The organism is Bacilliculturomica massiliensis (assembly GCF_900605495.1).
GTDB lineage: Bacteria > Bacillota > Clostridia > Peptostreptococcales > Anaerovoracaceae > Bacilliculturomica > Bacilliculturomica massiliensis.
On record NZ_LR027602.1, the window covers coordinates 1 to 22309 of the forward strand.

Below are 22309 nucleotides of genomic sequence, written 5' to 3' on the forward strand. Positions count from 1 at the left end.
TCAGCTCGCTGATCTATACCATGAACGGCGGCGTACTGGAAAACTGTGTGAGCAATGCGACCGTAAACGATACCATCGGCAGCAGTCGAAAGGCCGCAGGGCTTGTCTTGACACTGGATGGAGATGGTATCATTAGAGATTGCAGCGTCAAGAGCGATATAACGGTTAACAGTGGATGGGCGAGCCGCGCGGGCGGAATCGTGTATACGCTGGCCAGTGGAACCATAGAGCGCTGTTCCATGTTGGCAGGTATGGGACGCGAACTGCTGGCCGGAGGCGGTATCGCGTATGAACAGAGTGCCGGTACACTGATCAAGGACTGCTATAGCACAATCAGCGTATATTGCCCGTCAGGCGGCTACGGCGGTATTGCATACACGGGCAACGGAACCATAGAAAATTGCTACCATGGAGGTGGGAGAGTTAAAAACAGCGGAATTGTAAAGAACGGAACGCCCACCCTGATCAACTGCTACTACAAGAGCGGAAATGACGGTGGTTATGGAAGCAATGCAGATGTCGAGGGCCAGTATGAAGCAAGAACAGAGGCAGAACTGAAAAGCTGGGAGACAGTCGCTGTCCTCAACGGAACGAGGACGGGAACAGAGCGTGTCTGGACACTTGCAGATCTCAACAGCTATCCTTCTCTCGACACAAATCAGCCTGAAAAGGATGAACTGCAGGGAACTGTGACAGTAAGCGGCGATTACAAAGTGGGAAGCACGCTGACGTCGGATGTGTCAGGAGTGCTGCCGGCAGCGGCCACATATACCTATCAGTGGCAGGAATCGGCGGACAACAAAATATGGAGTAATATTCAGGGGGCGCAGAGTGAAAGCTTTGAGATCACAATCAGCCAGGCAGGCAAATATGTCCGTCTGCAGCTAGTGGGAGCAGGCACCTTTGAAGGAAGCCTGGCCAGCGCAACCACAGTTACAGTGGCAAACGGAAGTCAGACCGCGCCTGAGAAGGCCACGGTGAAATCCAAGAGCGACACCACTATCTTGGTGAACATCACAAGCGGAGTGGAATACGCCATCGGAAGCGACAATACCACCGAGCCGACGGACGGCTATAAAACCGATGGAATCTTCACCGGACTGACCCGCAATACCACCTACTACGTGTGGGCAAGAACAGCGGCGAAGCCGGGCTATGAGGCATCGGCGGCAGTGGCTTCCGAGGCCATCACGACAAACAAGACCGATCTGGCAGGAGTGACCATCGGCGGAACGGCGAAGGTAGATCAGACGCTGACTGCCACAGTAGAGCCTTCCGGAGCCACGGCCACGTATCAGTGGTACAGAGGGACCACAGCGATCAGCGGAGCCACAGACAGCACATATAAGCTGACCACAGCCGACGCAGGCCAGAAGATCAAAGTAACGGCCACAGGCAGCGGAGATTTCCAGGGATCTGTGACCAGCTCTGAGACCGCTGCAGTAGAAAGCAACATACAGAACCCGCCGGCCAAGCCGACGATGAAATCCAAGAGCGATACTACGATCACGATGAACACGGAGAGCGGAGTGGAATACGCCATTGGAAGCGACAATACCACCGCACCGACCGACGGCTATAAAGCCGATGGAACCTTCACCGGACTGACCCGCAATACCACCTACTACGTGTGGGCGAGAACAGCGGCGAAGCCGGGCTATGACGCATCGGCGGCAGTGGCTTCCGAGGCCATCACCACAGAGAAAACCGCTGTCGGCGGAACAGTCACGATCGATGGAGACACAGCAGTGGGCCAGACTCTCACTGCCAATGTGAGCAAAGTGACCCCGTCAGGGGCGACTCTGAGCTATGCGTGGAAACGCGGAACAGAAGCGATCCAAAACGCTGCGTCCGCCACGTATCAGACTACAGCGGCTGACGCAGGCAAGAAGATCACGGTGACCGTGACAGGTACCAGAGATTTCACCGGCGAATTGTCATCCGAAGCTGTGGAGATCGGAAAGAAGACACAGGATGCGCCTGCCGGTCTGACCGCTCAGTCTCCCACTACAGCAGGAGCAAGCGACGGAAAGATCACCGGCCTGGATGCAGGCAAGCGCTACGAGTACAAGCTGAACACGGCTGAGATCTACACCGCGGCTGCCGCAGGCAGCACGGAGATCACCGGACTGACCGCAGGCGTCTACTATGTACGCTTTGCGGAAACTGAGACCATGAATCCCTCCGAACCGATGACCGTTACCGTAAACGACGGAAGAACGGTATTGGCGGGGACCGTGGCCATCGACGGTACGGCGAAATACGGCGAGACGCTGACCGCCAATGTGAGCGGGATCACCACGCCAGACGCAGCTTACGACATCAAATGGTACAGACAGGGAACGGAGGAGGCGGTAGGAACAACAGAAACCTATACATTGGGCGCTGAGGATATCGATAAAGTCATCACTCTGAAGATAATCGGAAAGGATGCCTTTACAGGAGAACTGAGCGCGGCCACAGAAGCGGTCGGCAAGGCGGCCGGTCCGACGCAAGCGCCGGCGAAGCCGCAGCTTGCAGCGGACGGAGTGACGGATACCACTGTCACACTGCTCACAGTGGAAGGACAGGAATACCGCCAGGGCGAGACGGGCGAATGGCAGACCAGCGGTCTGTTTGAAAACCTGACCACCGGAACGCGGTACGAGTTCTACACCCGTGTGGCAGCGACCCAGACCCAGGAGGCAGGAGCAGTCAGCGAAGCGCTGGCCGTGACCACACTGGGCTACGGCATCACCCTAGACAATGAAGGCGAAGTTATTATGACGCCGGCCGCAGAAGGGTATATCAACGCGGCGTCCACTACCGTGACCGTAACCAATACGGGGACGGGAACCGTGACCGGTCTGAAGGTGGAGCTGAGCGGAGAAGGGGCGGCGAACTTCACAGTGAGCAGCATCGATCCGACCTCCATCGCAGTGAGCGGAACGGCGATCTTCACCGTAACGCCGAAGACCGGACTGACCGTGGGAACCTACTCGGCCAACGTAATCGTCAGCGGAGACAAGGGCGTAAGCGGAAGCTTCCGCGTATCCTTCACGGTGACGGAGAAGCCGGCCGGCGTGTCTGTGAGCGGAACCATGAGCTTCGGAGCCGGTAAAGTGGCGCAGATCGACGCGCTGACAGCAGCGGAGGGTCTTACGATCAACGCGGCGGCCGACGGAACCACCGTTGGCGATTACACGCTGAGCGTGACAGAAGGAACCGACGCCAAGAATAATCAGAACTACGCGACCTTTGCGGTAACGAAGACTGGAGAAAGCAAGGCCGCGGCGTCCGTAACCATTTATGACACCAGCGCGGAGCAGAACGCAGACCTGAGCAGCATCAGTCTCAATCTGAAGGCCGCCAGCCTGAACGCACAGGCGTATGAATTTACGCTGAATACGGTAAGCGCTGGAACGTACAAGGTCGTCACCTACAAGAAGAATCATACGACAGCCACCATGAACGGTGTGATCGTCGCGGAGGCGGAGGTTGCACTGGGACAGAATATGGTAATGCTTGCAGGGGATCTGGATGGGGACAATCTCATTAAGTTGTCGGATTATTCCAAACTGACGTCTGCGTTTGGAAACGCAGATCCTGACAGTGATCTGGATGATAACAACTTCGTCATGCTGAGTGATTACTCCGTACTGACCTCACAGTTTGACAAGACGGCCAATATTTATTCCTATTGAACTCGTCCTGGTGAGACGAGAGTAATCTCATGAGAGGAGATTGTGCTATGAAAAAAAGGTTCTTATCTATGCTGATTACAATCTGTATGGTTGTTCAGCTTTGTGGAATCGGGACAGCCGCTTATGCGGCTGCTCCCACCAACACACCGCCAGAGGAGTATGTAAAGGACTCGCTTGCTTCCTTTGAGGGCGTTGTAATCGAACGGTCCGCAGTCGACGGAAATGGTGTGTTTACGATTAATTACTATCTGTATGGCATTCAGGCCAATGCACTTTACGCGTCGCTGGAATGGGATACGGATGTGCTTGAGATGTGGAATCCAGCGGCAGACGCTCCGGCAAAGCCTTCTACGGTCAATAACGTTATAACGGGTTTTGAACACGATTATGACGGAACTAATACCAATATTATGGATAGCACGAACGGCGGGTTTATGCAGGTAGTGACCAAATCATTGAACGTTGCAGATGGAACTTATTTAGTCAATACAGGACTAAATGTAGCCAACAAAGATATGTATGAATTTTGGGAAGGGATTGACAGCGGCGGAAATGTGCTGGTCAATACAACCGGAAACGGATATGGATGGATGAAGCTGTATTTCCATATCAAAGACGGGCATTCGGCCAGCGAGGTAACGCCTGTTACGATTCATCCCTCAACGATACTGGATACGACAGGCAGTTATCCCTCGGGAGTTCAGGCAATAGCGGGTACAGGTGAAAAGTACAGCAATCTCTACTACGCCGGCTTCCCGGCCCCGGCGGCAGCTCCTACCAATGTAACGGTATCGGTCGACCCGACCCAGATCGTGAGCGGTGGGACCGCCACCATCACAGCAGGAGCGGATGCGCCCGCCGACGGCGGAACGCTGAGCTATGCGCTGTATTCCAATACAACGGACAGCACGTCCGGCGGTGCGCTGGTGACGGACTTTCAGGCGGGAACGACCTTCACGGTCAGCCCCACGACGGATACCTACTATTATGTCGTAGTGAAGAATACAAAGGCAGACGATGGATCGACCGCAGTAACGACTTCTGCGACGACCGTAAAAGTATCCGTCCTGCAGTCCATCAGCGCTGTGACGGCTTCCATCGCAGCGCCGGCAGCAGGCGAGACGCCGGCTACAACAATAACGGAGACGGCACAGTACACAGGGACCATCGGATGGGATCCGGCCACGGAAGGCAGCTTTGCCGGCTCCACAGCCTACACAGCGAAAGTGACGCTGACGGCAAAGACCGGCTATCTCTTCGCATCGTCTCTGAGCAATTCCGACGTCACCGTGGCCGGCGCCACCATCGCCAATACGGCGGTGCAGGAGCAGGGCGCGAAGCTGTACTTTGAAGCCGCCTTCCCGGCCACCGACAAGACAGCGGCGGAGCTGGTGGCAGAGGCAAAGACCGTCGTGGAAGGGGCGGACTTCTCCGTGAACCAGAAGGTAAACGGCAGCGGCGACGCTATGACAGACGCCACCACCGCGGCGGATATCAAGAGCGCCGTGCAGGCGAAACTGGATGCACTGAGTCTCAACGGGGTTACCGCCACAGCGGGAGATCCGACGATCAGCCAGGCGGCGGTACCGGGAACCAGCGCGTCTCCCAATGGAACCAACGGAAGCTACAGTGTGACCATTACCCTGACCAAGGGAAGCGCCACGGACACCGTGACTCTGACGGGAAAACCCATCGTGGCCAAGGCGGCCTCAAAGAAGGCGCAGAATGAAGCGGCGGTCAAGGCGGCCATCGCATCCATCGAAGGAGCGGCCTATGAGACCGTGAACATGGCGGACAAAAACAGTGCGGCGGCACTGAAGGCTTATGTAGAAAGCGTCGTTGCCGGACTGGGACTGGACAGCGGGATCACGACTGTCGTGAACGGCACCTTTTCGGCAGCAGCAGCGGGAACCTATGAGAACCGTCCGGGAACGGCGGGCAGCTACAGCTTTACCGTAGAGGTCTCCAAGGGGACCGAGCCCAGCGACGGACAGGAAGAGGCGAACATCGACAAGGACTACAAGGTGACCGAAACCAGCGAAGCAAAGACCATCGTCATCAACCCCACCGCCTTCACCGCGCAGGTCACAGCGCCGGGCAGCGTGAGAGCGGCGGCGGGCTTTGAAGAACTGGCCATCAGCTGGAACGCGCCTCAGACCAACGGCGTACCGGTGAGCGGCTATGCGCTGACCATCCGGGACAGCAAGGGTCAGATCTTCCGCGATTTTGACAGCAAAGACATGGGAACGGCCACCGCTACCACTGTAAAGCAGATGACAAACGGGGAGACCTACCGCATCGAAGTAAAGGTGACCTTTGCCGATCTGCTGGAAGCGCAGACGCTGACCTGCGAGGGAACCCCTGTGGCAGGGGATCCGGCGCCGATCCAGATCGTACAGCCGGCCGTCACACAGGGAGCCATCACCATCACCAGAGCGGATGGAACGCCCATCGACTTCGCAGAGGTCAGAGTGGGCATGTACGTGAAGCTGACCGCAAAGCCGGCTGCGGGCATGAAGTTCAAGGAGTGGAAGAGACTGGCGGTGATGCCGACGGGAAGCCTGATGAACGGAAGCTTCGAGCAGATGGGAACGGGAACGACCTCCACGGAGAACCCCATGACGGTCAGCGTAGAAGAAGCGGCCATCTACGAGGCGGTCTTCGAACCCATGACCAGCGTATCCACCTCCCCGGCGGGAGCGACCCTGGACTATCTGGGGATCCTGTCGCCGGCCGACAGGGCGCTGATCCAGGAAAATGGAACGGCGGGCTTCAACAGCCAGAATCTGAAGTACGAGGTATACTTCACCAGCAATGAGACGCCGGAGATTGGCCTGGTAGTAGGCAGTCTCTTTGGGGATACGGATATTGCGGTAGACGGTACGCCCCTTGCCATCGACGACACCACGGCGGCAGGCGTGGAGGCGCCCTATGTGGGCAAGACCACCGTTTCCAGCATCACAGACGGACAGACGATCCAGATCACAGCCTCCAGAGGAGGGATCACCAGCACCTATGAGGTGAAGGCCCACGTATTGACCCCGGATCAGGATCCGAAGATCACGCTGGAGCTGGACGCCAGCAAGGGCGGAACGAGAGCGGATCTGTCGGTGAAGATCCAGAACGCGGAATTTACAGGACTGCGCCTGGGCATCAATCTGCCGGCAGGCATCTTCCACTTCTCGGATATTGGAAAGAATGTGCTGACCAGTCAGGGAGGCATGGACCTGGGCGGAAACGGAGACAACTACTACGGACTCTTTACAGAGGGTGTGGAAATTTCAAAGATGACGGTGAACGACGACGGAACGTATCTGGAACTGACGCTGAAAACGCCGGACGACAAGGCGCTGGTGACCAACGCCAACGCGGCGGGACTGATCAAGTTCTATCTGAATCAGACCACGACGGGGGGCATCGACGCCAAGACAGTGGAACAGCTGCTGGCGGAGGGAATCGACGTCACGGCGCCGTCCATCGCCAGAGTGTACGACCAGCGGTTCAACGAGCTGGATCTGACGGTAAACACCACGCTGCTGGAGAAGAGAGTGGCGGATATGTATCAGATCGGCGGCTTCGTGCAGATGCCGCAGAAGGCCATTGCGAGAGCCCGCTATCAAGTAGAGGATATGAGACGTGCGGCCAGCGAGCAGGTGCGGGTACCGGACGGAGCGCTGAACGAATACGGCCTGATGATGTTTAAGGGAGTGGGAAGCGATTACCGGTTCACGGTGACGGCGGACGGCTACCTGACCATGGTCAAGAACGTGAACGGCGTGGCAAGCAACACGCGTCTGGATGCGATGATGCTGCTGGCGGGGGATCTGAACGGAGACGGAACGATCGACGTGGACGACAGAGACCTGCTGCTGAGCGTGCTCAACAGCGAGGTGACGCCGGGCGAGAGCGCCAACGACGGAACGCAGGACGTGTTTGCAGACTTCAATAACGATGGGATCATCGACGTGTTCGACATGGGAGCGCTGCTGGCCAACTATGGAAGGACCAGCGAGTAAGAGGAACGGGTTTCAGCATCTTTCTTCGGAAAAGGAAGAGGGAGGCAGGAAGTGGAAAGCGGAAGAGAGGGACGGACTCTTCCGCTTTCCGTACCATTTTTTAAAAGAGGGAACGGGACAGAAAAGAGAACGCAGAAATGCGGCCTGTATGGCCGGGGACCCGAAGAGAAAGGGGAGATCCCGGCCGGACAGGCGGCCTTTCTGGCAGGAGAGGAGCGGAGATCGAGGGGCTTCCGACGCCCTCTTTGGGCCGGAACTCTTTGGAACAGGGAAGGAGTACCGGCTTATTTCCATAGGGGAAAAGCAGACGGCAGACATCGGAAGCCAGTGGAAAGCGGAAAGGGGATCAGACTCTTTCGCTTTTCGTACCAATTTGCAAAACGAGGGGAACGAAAGAAATGAAGGAAAACAAAAACAGAGACAGAAACGCGGCCTGTGGGGCCGGGGAAAAGACGAGGAGACTGGGGCGGGCGCTGGTGAGCATGCTGGCGCTGCTGTGCCTGCTTTGGGCGTCGCTGCCCGTGAGTTACGGGGCGTCGCGGCCAAGGGTAACGCTGGAGGGAATCGAGCAGGAGGGAAAGCTGGCGGTGACCCTTCGTGTGTCGGATCTGACCTTCAACGCCATGCAGTTTCACCTGCGGTATGATCCCGCCGTGCTTGCACTGTGCAGTCCGGAAACGGGAGAGGAGATCGAGGGAACGGTGGAGGGGCTGGCCCTTCGTCAGGCGGGAAGTCCGGTCACGTTCCTGGAGCCCTTCTACTCGGCCCGTGGAGGAGGCTGGATCGACGCGGGTACCTTCGCAGCCGTCTCCGCCGGACAGGCGGCGTCGCTTGCGGGAGAGGGAGAGCTTCGGTTCCTGATCAGTGTGAATCAGGCCACAAAGGACGAAAAGATGGTGACCAACGACGGAGGGGCCAAGTTTATCGAAGCGGGAGACGGGGGAGTGGATCTGCTTCAGATCTGGTTCACGGTGACGGGAACGCTGGGAGAAGACAGTCTGCGCCTGGCGCCCTCGGGTAAGGATACGGGCCTTCTTTTGTCGGCGTACCATCCGAAGGGAGGGATCATCGGATACCGGGATCCCGGACTGGCGGACGTGATCCTGCCGGAAGTGGGAACCATCAACCAAACAGATGGAAACACCTATGAAGAGGAATACAGCGGCGGAAGCGGAGAAGGGGGAGACATCGAGTGGGAAGAGCCGGACGGCGGATCGGGAAGCGGTTCCGGAGGATCCACCGGCGCCGGCGGGAGCGGGACAGGTACGCCCGGTTCCGCAACCCCGGGAAGCGGGAGTCAGACTGGTTCCGGCGCCCAGACGGGAGGCGGGCAGGCGGCCGCAGGAACGGGCAGCGGCGGGAACGCGGCGTCCTACACCGATCTGCAGGGCCACTGGGCCCAGGCCAGCCTGACCAGCCTGATCGAGAAGGGGCTGATCAGCGGCTATCCGGACCAGACAGTCCGGCCGGAAGACACGCTGACCCGGGCGGAGTTCTGCGTGGTGCTGACCAAGGCGCTGGGCTACACGCCTACGCCGGAGAGCGGCTTTGACGACGTGTCCCGGCACTGGGCCAACGGCTACATCGGAGCCGTGCACTCCTTGGGGATCGCAGGAGGAACGGGACCGCGGACCTTCTCGCCGGATCTGGGGATCACGAGAGAAGAGCTGACGGTGATGGTGGTCAAGGCCAGGGGCTGGACCGTTGCGGGAGACGTGCAGCCGGCGTTTACCGACCAGTCGGGCATCTCGGACTGGGCGGTGGAAGCGGTCAAGGCAGCGCGGGAAAAAGGGATCATCGGAGGCTACGAGGACGGGAGCTTCCGTCCGCAGCAGCAGGTGACCCGGGCGGAGATGGCTGTGATCGTGGAAAAGCTGCTGGCGACGGCGGATTAGGCAGCGGGACCGGACATGCCGATACAAAAGGAGGATTCGTTTGAGGAACAACAGACATAAAGGACAGGGCATCAGATTCTTTCTGTGTATCGCGTTATCCCTGCTATTGACGGCCCTATCTGCAGCATCGGGACTGTGCTATGCACAGGCGGATGAGGAGGGAGGGCGCCGGGTGAATCCGGCGTCTTCTGAGGCGGCTTTGGAGATCCAGGCGGAAGAACGAATCGATGAAGAGGTAGACGTGCCCCTGGCGGTGCTGCGCTCCATGGGGCTGGACCCGGAAGGCTCCAGCTCGGACGGAGACGCGGCGCTGGAGGAAGTGGACGCTGCGGTGGGAACCGTGACGTGGAGAAATAATCGGTATGAGCTGACGGTCCCGCGGGATGCGGAGCGCGTGGCGCTGATCGTGCGGCCCAAACAGACCAGTACGGCCTATGCGCCTACCATAACCCTTGAGGGGGAAGGGCTGCCCGAGGGCGGGCAGGCGCTGCCCATTTCCGCCCCTTCCGAACCCATGGCCATAGGGGTGGGAGAGCTGCAGGAGTACACGATCCGGTCCGTTGCCTGGGACGGGCTGACGGTAAAGGAATATGGTCTGGTGATCTACCGCACAGAGGCGTCCTTCACCCTTTCCGTGTCCGAGGCGGAGTGGAAGGACAACGGGAAACGGGGCTTTTACATCGACTGCGTGGCGGACGGCGTCTTTTCTCTGGACAATTTTCAGATGGCGCTGCAGTTCGATCCGGACAAGCTGGCCGTGGTAAACGGGACCACGTTTGATCCCATGGGACCGGGAGATGACCTGTATTCTGCCATCTGGAACCTGGCCGAAGGATTTCTGGATATGAACGGGGACCTGAGCGGGGTATTTGAACCCCTTTCCACCTGGCAGGTGGATAACACCAATGGCATTCTGATCCTGCCTTTTGGAAAAATAGCGTCAAGCCTGCCTTCCTTTGTTACAGCAGAGGGGCAGCCTCTGTTTCGGATCTTTTTTCAGATCCGGGAAGAGAGCACGGCCTTTGACCGGAAGACGCTTACACTGGCCGTCAATCGGAGCAATGTGACGCCCCAGTCCGGGATCAGCTGCAGCCAGCCCACCGGATCGGCGGGCGTTCCGAGGTTTACCAGCGGATCGCCGGACATGGCGTCCTTCTCCGGGCTGGAGAAGCTGTTTCAGCAGGGGGACCAGACCTCTGGACAGGGTTATGTGCTGGATACGGCGGAGCCTTACGGAGGGGACGTGCTGCTGACGGTGAGCGACCCGTACAAAGAGGACGGGAGCGCGTACGGAAAGGATGAGAGCGCGTCTGTCTTCATAGGGGGGACGGGGGTGGCTTTCTCCGAGGAGCTGGGGATCGGCGCGTCCCTGGAGGAGGGCCCGGGATCGGAAGGAGAAACCGACGGATCGCCGGACGGCCTCTCCAGACAGGTGATGGACGACGGCACGCTGCCGGGCTCCCAGGTTCTGCGCTTTGAGCCGACGCTGGACAGAGGAGAGCCCCTGCGCCTTTCTGCAAGGGAAGAGGGAGGCGGGGCGGCGGAAGGCCCTCCCACAGGGGGGGAGGAGCGGCGCTTTCAGACCCTGGACCTGACGGGAAGCGTGGTGAGGTACAAGCCCGTGACCTTTGTGTTTCTGGGAAACAGCGCCCATGTGAACCTGTGGGGCGAGAAAGGAAATGAAAGCATCGGGGCCCTCAGCGACGAACAGCTTACCAGACTGAGAGAAGAGAGCGAGACCAATTACCAATACCTGACACAGCGGTTTGGGACTCTCGACGACAAGGACGGAAACGGAAAGCTGGACATCCTGCTCTACGACATTCAGGACAACTACGGGGTGAATGGCCAGACCGGGTATTACCAGGGGGTGTTCAACGCGGGCGAGTTGTTTTATCCGGAGGGAAACGACCGGGATGTGCTGCATCTGGACACCTGGCCCACCATGGGAAGCAAGACGAATCCGAAACTGGATGCGGTCCTGTCCACCATCGTCCACGAGGGCCAGCATCTGGCCTTCGCCTCGGATGTGAAGCGGCGGGGGATCACCCTGACTGTGGCCAATCAACAGAGATACACGCCCACCTGGATCAACGAGGGGCTGTCCATGGCGGCGGAACAGGAGCGATATGGAGTCCTGAGCAGCCGGATCAGCCAGTTCAACAACTCGGCGACCATTCCCACGGGTCAGACGGCCCTGGGGCGGTGGGGCAGCAGGGCTGCCGTGGACGACTACGCGCTGACCTATCTGTTTTTCCAGTATGTGCGGACACAGGCGGAAGCGGCGGGGATCTCCCACTGGAATACGGCCTTCTATACGGACTATGAGACGGAGGGAACGGCGCTGGAAGCGATCCTGCATCAGATTCCCGGCTTCGCGGGAAAGAGCGCCCAGGAGGTATACCGGGACTTTTATCTGGCCCTGTACATGCAGGAGCCGGAGGGCATCTACGGGTTTGAAGGAGAGCAGGAGTTCGACCGTGTGCGGGTCAAGGTGCTGGAAAAGACGCAGCCCATGCTGCGGGCGGGGGGAGCGATGTACTCCCGGATCACATCGGAGACGGGCTTTGTGCCTGCGGCGGGGACTTCGCCGCGGCTGCTGTTTGCGGGTGTGCGGGACAGCGATACGGAGATCACGCTGTCGGTATCCGCCCATGACGAAAGGGGCGGAACGGTCACGGCCAGCCCGGGACTGGACAGCTATGAAAAAGGCCAGGCGGTGACGCTCCTGGCTGCGGCCCACGGCGGCTGGAGATTTGCGGGCTGGAGGGGGGACGTGCCGGATTCGCAGAAAGCATCGAAGACGGCCACGATCTACATGAGCCGGTCCAAGCGCGTGCAGGCGGACTTCACGCAGATCATTCCGGTGAGGCTCTCGGTGAGCGCGGAGCCCACGGAGGGGGGAACGGTGAGCGTGAGTCCCGATCCCAACAATCAGGAGCAGAGCGGAAGTTACGATGCGGGGACAGAGGTGACGGTGAGGGCGCAGCCTGCGGAGGGCTGGATCTTTGCCGGATGGCGGGAGAAGGCTGAGACTGGAAGCGGGACCGAAAGTGCGGCTGAGGAGCCGAATGCTGACGGGACTGCATCTGCGGGGGCGTCCACGCAGGGGTGGGCGGCCACGGAAGCAGTCTACACCTTTACACTGGAAGCGGATCGGGAGTTGATCGCGGTCTTTGAACAGCTGACGTATCTACCGGAGACGGCGCTGCCCCATCTGTTTCCCCAGATGGGGGAAGAAGGAACGGAGCTGAAGCTGACCTCGTCGGGAGCGCTGTTACTGGAGACGGGAAAGGGAACGCTGACGCTGACGGCGGCGGACGGAACGCCTTTTGCCGATCTGAGCGGGATCCCCGCGAGCACGGTGGCGCGGGCGGCGGCGGAGGCTTCGGCGGGGAACCGGCTGTTGGGGATCCGGGTGACAAAGCTGGGAAGTGCCCGCAATGCCTCTCTGGATCAGAGTGGATCATTGGGCCTGAGCGCGTCCCTCGAACGGGGGGCGTCCCAGGCGTCCTCCATCGCGGTGGAAGCCGGCTCACAGGAGGAATGCCTGCAGATTTTGGCCGGTCTGGCCGCGGGCGATTCCGTGATCCTCAGCGGTGAGCACGTGTATCTGCCGCTTCTGGGCTATTCCGTGGAGGCGGTCCTCACATCGGCGTCCGGCGATAATGCGTATGAGTCTCTGAGTCTGGCCAAGCTGACGGTGGAGACGCCTGCGGGGCGGCAGCTGGTGCGGCGGACCTCCGGCAGCGGAGTGGAAGCAGAGGCGCCGCGGTTTGGATTTACGGGCAGCGTGAAGGAATATGACCTGTACCTGCTTTCCACAGAGACGGAAGCGACGTTTCAGCCCTGGATCTTCGACGAGAACTTCTCCGTCCGGTATTCCTACGGGAACCAGAAGGATGTGGAGGTGCGGCAGCTGCCCGCAGAGGCGGGCAAGGAGTTTCAGAGGATCTCGCCGGTGACCCTGCCCGTATCCCAAAGCGGAGAGGGCATGGACCCCGTGGTCTTCACCATCACCTACACGGGGCCCGACGGTATGACGACCTCGGAGACCTGTACCATCCACCTGCACCGGGCGGCCGCGGAGAGTGGGGACCCGGTCACGAAGCTGGAACTGGTGCGGCGGGAGGGAACGGACACGGCCCAGGTGACGGTGAAGCTGAGAAAAACCACGCTGGGAGGAGCGCGTTTCACGCTGGATCTGCTGGACGGGATGGAGCTGACCGATGAAAATGGAGTACCCTTCGCTGCAGGCGGAGAGCCGTCCAGCTATATGACGGCCGGCGGAATCGTGTTGACGGGAAGCGGGCTGGAGCGGCTGGAGATCGCCGGCGTGCAGTATGAGGCGGCGCCATCCGGCGGAATGGGCGGCTCAGAGGACGGAACCGGGGCGGAGAGCGCAGAAAGCGCTTTGCGCCTGTCCGTGACCCTGGCGCCGAAAAAGGGGCTGACAGAAGGCGGAGCAGTCTTTGAGGAAGATACGGCTGTGCTGACCTTCTTCCTCAGCAACGCGGCGGGCTATTCTGCCGCCAAGCAGATCGCAATGGTGGAAAACGACGGGGAAGCCGGCAGGAATCTCAATGTCATTTACGACTACAACTGGGGCGAGCTGTGGAACCGAACGAAGCTGGTGGACCGGAGTACCCTGCTGAAGCTGACCGGAACCTTTTGGGCCTGGCATCCCGCGCTGACAGCGGCGTGGATGCCGGGGGTGGCGATCCTGTCGGGAGGCGAGGTCACGGAGGCGGTGGTCAGCGAGAGACCGGCCGCGTCCGGATCATACCCCTTCGGCCTGCGGGAATACAGATTCGAGGCGTCACTGCCTGCGGGTCAGACCTGTGAGGTGGAGTTCACCAAGGCGGCCCACGGGACTCTGAAGATCACTGGCGTGGAAGTATCTGCGGACAACCTGAGCGGCGAGGCGGTCAGCCTGAACGAACTGCTGAAAAAGGCATATGAGGGAAAGGCGGAAACCTCCGCTGTACCCGAGCTGCGGCTGGCGGCAGAAGGCCGGATCCAGCTGGCGGCAGGGGATGTGACCGGAGACGGGCGGATCACGCTGGAGGATAAGAACGTGCTCATGAGCCCGGCGTATTACGGGAAGACCGTTAGCGGAGCCGCCTTTGGAGACGGGGAAGCCGGCGGCACTTCAGGCGGCGTTGAACCGGATCCGGCAGATCCGTTGGCGTTGTGCGATCTAAATGGAGACGGGGCGGTGACGTTGGCGGATCTGAACCTATTGATGAGCCCGTACAACTATGGAAAGGGCGGCCGTACGATTGGGATACCGGCCAGTACCGGAGAGGGGGATTGATAGGAGATGAGGGTGAAGAAAAACGAGACGAACCTGCGGAAGAGGAGCCGGAGCAGGAAAGCCCTGCTTCTGGGGCTGGCCCTGCTGCTGGCGCTCTCTCCGGTGAACTGGGGCGGCGTGTTTGGCGGGCCTGCAGATGGAGAGAGCGGCGTGTACGCGGACACGGCAGGCGGAAGCGACGGGGGCGGGAGCGCCGGGGACACGGCGTCCGGACCGGCCATCACCGTTGTCGGCGTGAACGTGAAGAACACGGACACGCTGGAGGTGGGCATTCAGGTCGGAGGCCCGGATCAGCCCCTGTTTCAGTCCGTGGGTCTGGTGCTGGAGTACGACAGGAGCAGGCTGACGCCCATGGACTGGCAGCCGGGCTGGCAGACCGTGGAGAGTCAGACCACCAATGTGTCGGGCGAAGCCATCACGACCTCCTCCACCGCCGTCGTGGCGGGACAGGAGGATTGGAAGTCCCTGGCGGTCTACACGCCCACCTGGATCAACAGCGGAACGGCCCAGGTCTATGACCCAGGGGATGGAACGGGTGTGGGTGCAGCGGGAAAAGGCTATCTGCTGCTGCAGGCCAACACGGAATATCCCTACTCCCTGCCCACGGCGCGGCAGATCGTGACGGTGAAGTTCCAGTACACAGGAGATTCTGTGGGGACGGGCGGGGCCATTACCCCGGCGGCGTCCTTCGCAGATGTGGGCCTGGATTTGGCGGGAGCCGAAGGCAGCGGTCTATCCGAGGGCAAGAAGGTTGCCTACACATCCCGGATCAAACATGTGGGATTGTACCACACCGGAAACGCCTTCTACTACAACGGTGCCCTGAGGGATGACGGAAGCGGAAACGCGCAGGAAGATCCGACGTTGGCCGGCCAAAAGCTGGCGGTGAACTTCGGTGCTTCCATCGTGGAGGGCGAGACCCAGCAGGCGGCGGGGGGCGGAACGGGAGACGTCGCCGTCCTCAGCTTCTACGACTGGGACGAGACCATGCTGGGAAACAGCATCATCTCAAAAACAGCGGGAGAGGAGGAGATCAAAGAGGCGCTGACGGCCTTCAGCCAGAGCCAGTACGCCGTGACCGGCGGAGGGGAGAAGCCCACAGAATTTCCGGCGGATCTAGCCAACGAAAGCTACGTGGACAACGCCGCGTTCCCACTGACCTACAAGAAGGGCTACAACTTCGCGGGCTGGGTGCGGGCGGACGGCAAAGAAGGATCGGAGCCGTTGACAGAGGCGTTTACCGCCTATGAGACACTGGGCGAAACGCCGGAGACGGACGGAAGTTATCCGGAAGGAAGCTTTAACGCGGCTCGATGGAAGTATGAAGCCGGTCCCAATGGCGGAAGCTGGGGAAACATCGTACTGAAGGCGGGGTATGTGGAGAATGCGTGGTGCCAGATATCAGGAGTCAGTGCTCAGTATTTGATGACATATTTTGAAGGAGATATGTATGGAAACTCGACAAATGTAAATAGCGGAAACATAAGCATTGCAGTCACAGCGGAGCGGGTAAACAATGGTTTAGGTGTCCGTAGGCTTAAAAAACCCGCGTTAAGGGCTGTTTACACATTGAATGGAGTGCAGATTACATTCCAGATTGATTTGGCGAATAGCGATGTTGCGGTTGGGAGAGTAGTTATACCAAAATCGACAACAGATATACAGTTTACCATTGTTGATTTGTATGGAAGCAATATTTCTATGGCTGGAAGTATGTCGCAAGACAAAACCTTTTCTAATCAAAAAGGCAATGAAGGAGGCACCTCATTAGACAGCTATATTGTTTTAGGTGCGTTGCATTCTATTTCCAAGCGTGCTGCTGCGCAAAACGATCGTTTGAAAAATGGAACGACTTCAGCAGAGTGGACAACAGGTATAGGAGCCTACACCGTTGTTCAGGATGTTGGTTTGACATGGAAAGATGGAATGGGAAAAGATCGTTATAAAATATTACTTGCCTCTTATGGTATGGGTGCGGACAAATTGTTTGAAAAAGAAGAACTTCAGGAAATTATTGACCTCCAATTTTCTTCGGATGTTACAATTCCATCAACAAATCCCAATGCAGCCGTATATGCTCAGATGCAGATTTTATATGATTATCTGGACAAAGCAATTGTATTAAATAACGGAGAATTCTTAACAACCATTCAGCAGGTAAAGACGGCATTGGAATCACATGGCGAACGCCTGTAATAAAACAGAGACATTAAAAAGGAGGAAAAGATGTTCGTAAAGCATCGAAAGGGAATTTCTTTTGCAATCACGATGGCACTCATTTTAAGTTTGTGTCCTTTAAGCGTTTTTGCACAAAGTACCGAATTATTAAATCCCAATTATAATTATATAACTGACGTGGAGATAACAGGTACTACACCGTCAGGCAGCGGGGTGACCCCGAATATTTCAGTTGCAGTAACAGCGCTGCACAATAATAACAATCTAATTGCAGGTATCATTGTACCAAAAGACCAATGGGATGCCGCGACTGCTACTAGTGTAGATGATCTGTTGTCTTATCAAGGAAGTAAAACAGATCCCACAGATGGGTTCGGGTTTGGAACGATAGATCTTGTGGGGAATGGAGACCCAAATGATTATGTAATACAAGATTATTGGACATTCGCCGAGGCTGCGGCGACAAACACGACGGTAACTTTAACTTGGACAGATAATCCGCTGCCAAAGCAGGCAGAGAAATATTTTATTCTTTTGTGGAGTGCATCGTCTACAACAGGAAGCGGTAACGAAGCAAACTATTATGGCTTTACTTTCGCTCTTGATGCCAACGGCAATCTGGCCAAGGATCCCATGGATCCGCCGCAGAGCCTTGCACTGACCGCGGTAGCGGCCGCAAACACCACCTACGGCGGCTTCACCGGAACGATCACAGCCACCGGAGCCGCAGTGACGAGCATGATCGACCATTATGTGGTCGACATCTATCAGGGCGGCGTCAAAAAGAAGACGGTGGAAGTGCCCACCTCCGGCGGTCTTACGTTCAGCGTACCCCTTGAGACGGGAACCATTGACGCGGACAAGTCATACACCGCAAGCGTCAGCGCCATCGCGCTGGATGGCGCAGCCAAGGGCGATTCTGTCTGGGTGGATTCCACAGCTTCGGTGACGCCCGCGAAGGCCAAGTTTGCTGCCCCGGCAGCGGCCACACTGGCGGCCAGCGGTACCACACAGAATATCCTGAAGCTGAATGAGCAGGCGGTTCCCACCGGAGCAAAGGTCCAGTATCAGATCCAGGATCAGGGCGTGGTCGGTACTACATCCGTCGGAGCGTATAGCAGCTGGACCGATCTCACTGGCTGGAGCATTTCCGGTCTGACCCAGAATCACAACTACAAAGTGAAGCTGAAGTTCGTGCCTGACGGCGCGAATGGCGGAACGAATTACTCGGTGAATTATGACGAGTCCAATGAATCGGCGGAATCCGCTGCTTTGGCGACCAAAGATCTGACGGCGCAGACCATCACCTTCGCGGGATTGACCGATCCGGTGAACGCGGTGTATGGAGATGGAACGTCCGCCTATCAGGCGACGATCTCGCCGCAGGCCATCGGTCAGACGCAGACGATCACCTATGGATCGAGTAATGCTGATGTTGTCTCGGTCAACAGCAGCGGAACCATCAAAATTGTAGGCGTGGGAACCGCGACGATCACAGCCAGCGCCCCGGCAGTAGGCATGTATGCAGGCGGCAGCGCAAGCTACACCGTCAACGTGTCGCCCAAGGCCCTGACCGTAAACGCCAGTGCGAAGAAGGTCTACGACGGGAACAACACTCTGACTCTGGGGGCTCTGGAAACAGGCTATACACTCAGTGGCAAGATGGACGGCGACGACGTCTCCATCGGAACGCTGACGGGAACCTTCCGCACAGCGGATGTGCACAGTAGCTCCGCGGCGGCGATAAGCGCCGTGACCCTCACAGGAGCAAAGGCTGGAAACTACACGCTGACCACCGGCGGAGTGACCATTAACGGCGCCATCGAGAAGCTGGCCATTGCAGGAAATCCTGAATTCACGATGACCTACGACGCAAACAGCGACGGAGCGGCTCAGGTAAACGACGTCTACACCATCACCATGGGCAGCATGACGGCGGTGAATCTGGATATCGCCAGAGATCTGGACATTCAGTGGCTGAGAAACGGGAGCACCATCTCCGGAGCTACGGGAGAGACCTACACCGTGACAGCGGCTGATCTGGACCAGAATATCAGCGTCAGTGTGAAGGCGAAGTCCGGGTCCAATTACAAGACGGACGCCGCTCTGGTATCCGGCACGCAGGTACCGGGCCGGGTGGCACTGAGCGGAACGCTGACTATCAGCGGATCGGCGATCTCGGGAAGCGCGCTGGGTCTGGACATCAGCGGACTCAACAGCGGAAGGGTGACCTACGCGGATCTGAGCTATCAGTGGCTGAGAAACGGAACCGTGATCGCGGGAGCAAACACCAGCACCTACGCGATCCAGCAGCCGGATCTGGGAACGACGATCACGGCCATCGCCACGGCTCTCCCCAGCAGCGATTACACTGGAACCGTGACGGCGGCAGGAAAGCATGTAACGCCGGAGGCGCCGGACAGCATGACCGCATCGCTGGCCCCGGGCAACGGCAGCGCTACGGGAACGTGGAGCGCCAGAGCAAACGGCGATCCCGTCACCTATCATTACAAGCTGACCTTTAACGATCCGGGAACGACGATCGCCCGGACAAGGTATGTCTATGAGACGAGCAGCGGCGGAGCGACGGGCGCGGCCGTGGTGACCGATTCTGCGGTGGCGGACTACATTTTCGCTTCGCCGGCGGGAATCGACTGGTACAATCCCCTTGGAACGGGAGTGACCACCGGGACAGCATACAAGGTGCTGAGCAGGACGGCAGATCCGTATACCAGCGGAGGCGGAATCAAAGAGAAAGACAGTGGAAGTACAGCAGATACGAGCAAGGTCTTCAGCGGCCTGACCAACGGAGTGGAATACACGCTGGAGGTCTATGCGCGAAACGTGATTGGAACCACGGCGGCTGTCACGGCGAAGGCCAAGCCGGAAGCGACCACCCCAGGCAAACGCCCCGGCGGCGGTGGCGGAGGCGGCGGTTCCGTTGAGACGACGAAGTACACCGTGACCTACGATGCGGGAGATCACGGAACCATCACGGAAAAGACCGAGCAGGTGGAGAAAGACAAATCGCCCAAGGGCGTTAAAGTGACGGCGGACGAGGGCTGGGTCTTCGCGGGCTGGAGCAAAGACGGCAAGACCGTCATCGACCTGAAGGACGTCAAGGTGACCGGAGCCATGAAGCTCATCGCGGTCTACGAGAAGGACGACAAGATCGTCATTCCGGATTCCGTGCCCGAGGATCTGCGGTTCCTGCAGGTTTCAAAGGAAGAGATCAGCGGCGGTTACGTGAATGGCTATCAGGACGGGACCTTCCGTCCGGACAACGCCATTACCAGAGCGGAAGTGGCGGCTATCGTAGCCAAGACCATCAATTACGAGAAGGAAGAGGGCAAGTCCTACACCAACACGCCCTTCGGCGATGTGGCGAGAAGCGAGTGGTACGCGGACGACATCGGTTTCGTGGCCTCCCTGGGAGTGATCGCAGGGTACAAGGACGGGACCTTCAAGCCTAACAGCAACATCACGAGAGCGGAGTTTGTGACCATGGCCATGAAGATCGACCGCGTGGTAAACAGCGGAAAGAGCTTTAAGGACATGAGCGATGCAGACTGGTATGCGGAGTACGTGAAGTCGGCGGCGGAGAAGGGGTATGCCACAGGATATCTGGACGGTACCTTCCGTCCCAACAACCCCATCACCAGGGCGGAGGCGGTGACCATCATCAACTCGATCATCGGTCTGGAGCCGGGAGCGGGGCAGATGAGCTTTACGGACGTACCGGAGAGCCACTGGGCCTACAGCAACATCAAGGCCGCGGCTGGAAAATAGCAGAAGGCAGAAACGAGTAATCGGAGCCGCCAGGCGCTGACCAGAAGAAAAAGCGGGAGCCGGAAAATTCCGGCCCCGCCCCCCTTCAGGGGGGAATCGATCCGGGCCCTTATGTGGGATGGATCAGGAAACGTCAGAAGAGATCACATTTCTCCGTTTTGACATGTGCGCTCTGAGGAGCATACATGTGAGGACCGGAGACGCGCCGCCGTCCGCGGCGGAAGAGAATAGCCGCTGCGGACAGCAGCGGAAGGGAGGCGGAGATGGCAGAAAAGCAGAAGAAAACAGAGGAAGCGGTTCGGAACCTGCGGGAGCGGATCTCGGGAGAGCTGTGGATGACGCTGGGAGACTGGCTGGATCTGTGGTACACGGAGTATGTGGAACAGACCGCGGCAAGATCCACGGCGGATCTCTACCTGCGGGTGGCGCGGGATCACATTCCCCCGTCCATGGGGGAACTGCCGGTGCGCAGTCTCTCAGGAAAGGACATCGACGACTACATAGCGGCAAGAGTGAGGGAGGGGGCGGCCCCGGGAGCGGTGGATCAGTACGTGACCGTGCTGGGAGCGGCGCTGAGCGTGGCGGTGCAGTGCGGGCTGGCGGAGCAGAACCCCTGCCGGCTGTCGCGCATTCGCCTGATGACAAAGCAGAAGAGGGAACCGGAGATCCGTATCCTGACAGGAAAAGAACAGAAGAGACTGGAGCGGTCGGCAAGACCGGGGACAGCGGATCTGGGGGCGCTGATCATTTTACATACAGGACTGAAGATCGGGGAGCTTTTGGGACTCCGCTGGGAGGACGTGTCGCTGGAGCGGGGAGAACTGCGCATCGAGCGCATCCTGCAGCGGGTGTCCGCCTCACAGAGTACTTCCGGGCAGGGAAAGAAGCGCGGGGGGCTGGAGGAAGAGGAGAGGCGAAAAACGGAGGTAACGCTGTTTGAAGCGTCGTCGCCGCGGACAGTCACCCTGACGCCGGTGCTTGTGAAAGAGCTGGGCGGCAGCTGCAAGGCGCTGAAAGGAGGCGGGGAGGGCCGCGGTCAGGGCTTTGTGCTGAACGGGGACCCGGAGTTCGAGACCTTCTTTGAGCCGCGGAGATACCAGAAATATCTGAGGGATCAGGGCCGGGAGGCAGGGATCGAAGATCTGACCTGCAGCGTGCTGCGGGATACCTACGCAGCGGAAGGACTTCGGGCGGGAAAGATGACTGAGGTAAAGAACAATCTGGGAATCAGCATGGCGTCGCTGCTGAGAAAGTACGAAGGATGCCTGGAGACAGAGGGCGGCCTGATGCCGGGCCGGGCACAACGATAAACGATAAAGCAGATATATCCGGACCTTTTTGTCTGCCCACACAGATGGAAAGGATGATCCGAATATATAGATAAGCTGCAGGATCCCCCACAGGTTTTGCAGCCTCCACACAAGAGAAAGA

At 58.7% G+C, this 22309-nt stretch carries 7 protein-coding genes; all 7 read left to right on the forward strand.

The annotated features are described in order from the left end of the window. A partial coding sequence (locus E0E37_RS18525; protein ID WP_165445249.1) for a hypothetical protein occupies positions 1 to 3683 on the forward strand: 3683 nt, incomplete at its 5' end. 68 nt (positions 3684 to 3751) lie between these two features. After that, on the forward strand, positions 3752 to 7699 hold the full coding sequence (locus E0E37_RS06765; protein ID WP_130862286.1) for a hypothetical protein: 3948 nt from the start codon (positions 3752 to 3754) through the stop codon (positions 7697 to 7699). Between the two features lie 398 nt (positions 7700 to 8097). Next, the gene (locus E0E37_RS06770; protein ID WP_130862287.1) at positions 8098 to 9594 is read left to right on the forward strand and encodes an S-layer homology domain-containing protein; all 1497 of its coding nucleotides are present in this window, start codon (positions 8098 to 8100) and stop codon (positions 9592 to 9594) included. A gap of 40 nt (positions 9595 to 9634) precedes the next feature. Then, entirely contained in the window at positions 9635 to 14911 is a 5277-nt protein-coding gene (locus E0E37_RS06775) for an InlB B-repeat-containing protein (protein WP_130862288.1), read from the forward strand. Positions 14912 to 14923: 12 nt separating this feature from the next. Continuing rightward, positions 14924 to 17107, forward strand: a complete 2184-nt coding sequence (locus E0E37_RS06780) for a hypothetical protein (RefSeq protein ID WP_130862289.1) — start codon at positions 14924 to 14926, stop codon at positions 17105 to 17107. A 516-nt stretch (positions 17108 to 17623) separates the two neighbouring features. After that, positions 17624 to 20878, forward strand: a complete 3255-nt coding sequence (locus E0E37_RS06785) for an S-layer homology domain-containing protein (RefSeq protein ID WP_165445250.1) — start codon at positions 17624 to 17626, stop codon at positions 20876 to 20878. A 263-nt stretch (positions 20879 to 21141) separates the two neighbouring features. After that, on the forward strand, positions 21142 to 22188 hold the full coding sequence (locus E0E37_RS06790) for a tyrosine-type recombinase/integrase (RefSeq protein ID WP_130862291.1): 1047 nt from the start codon (positions 21142 to 21144) through the stop codon (positions 22186 to 22188). Positions 22189 to 22309 lie beyond the last annotated feature (121 nt).

Coding starts and splice junctions, on each gene's coding strand:
- E0E37_RS06790 (WP_130862291.1), top strand. CDS start 21,142: ATGGCAGAAAAGCAGAAGAAAACAGAGGAAGCGGTTCGGAACCTGCGG.
- E0E37_RS06765 (WP_130862286.1), top strand. CDS start 3,752: ATGCTGATTACAATCTGTATGGTTGTTCAGCTTTGTGGAATCGGGACA.
- E0E37_RS06770 (WP_130862287.1), top strand. CDS start 8,098: ATGAAGGAAAACAAAAACAGAGACAGAAACGCGGCCTGTGGGGCCGGG.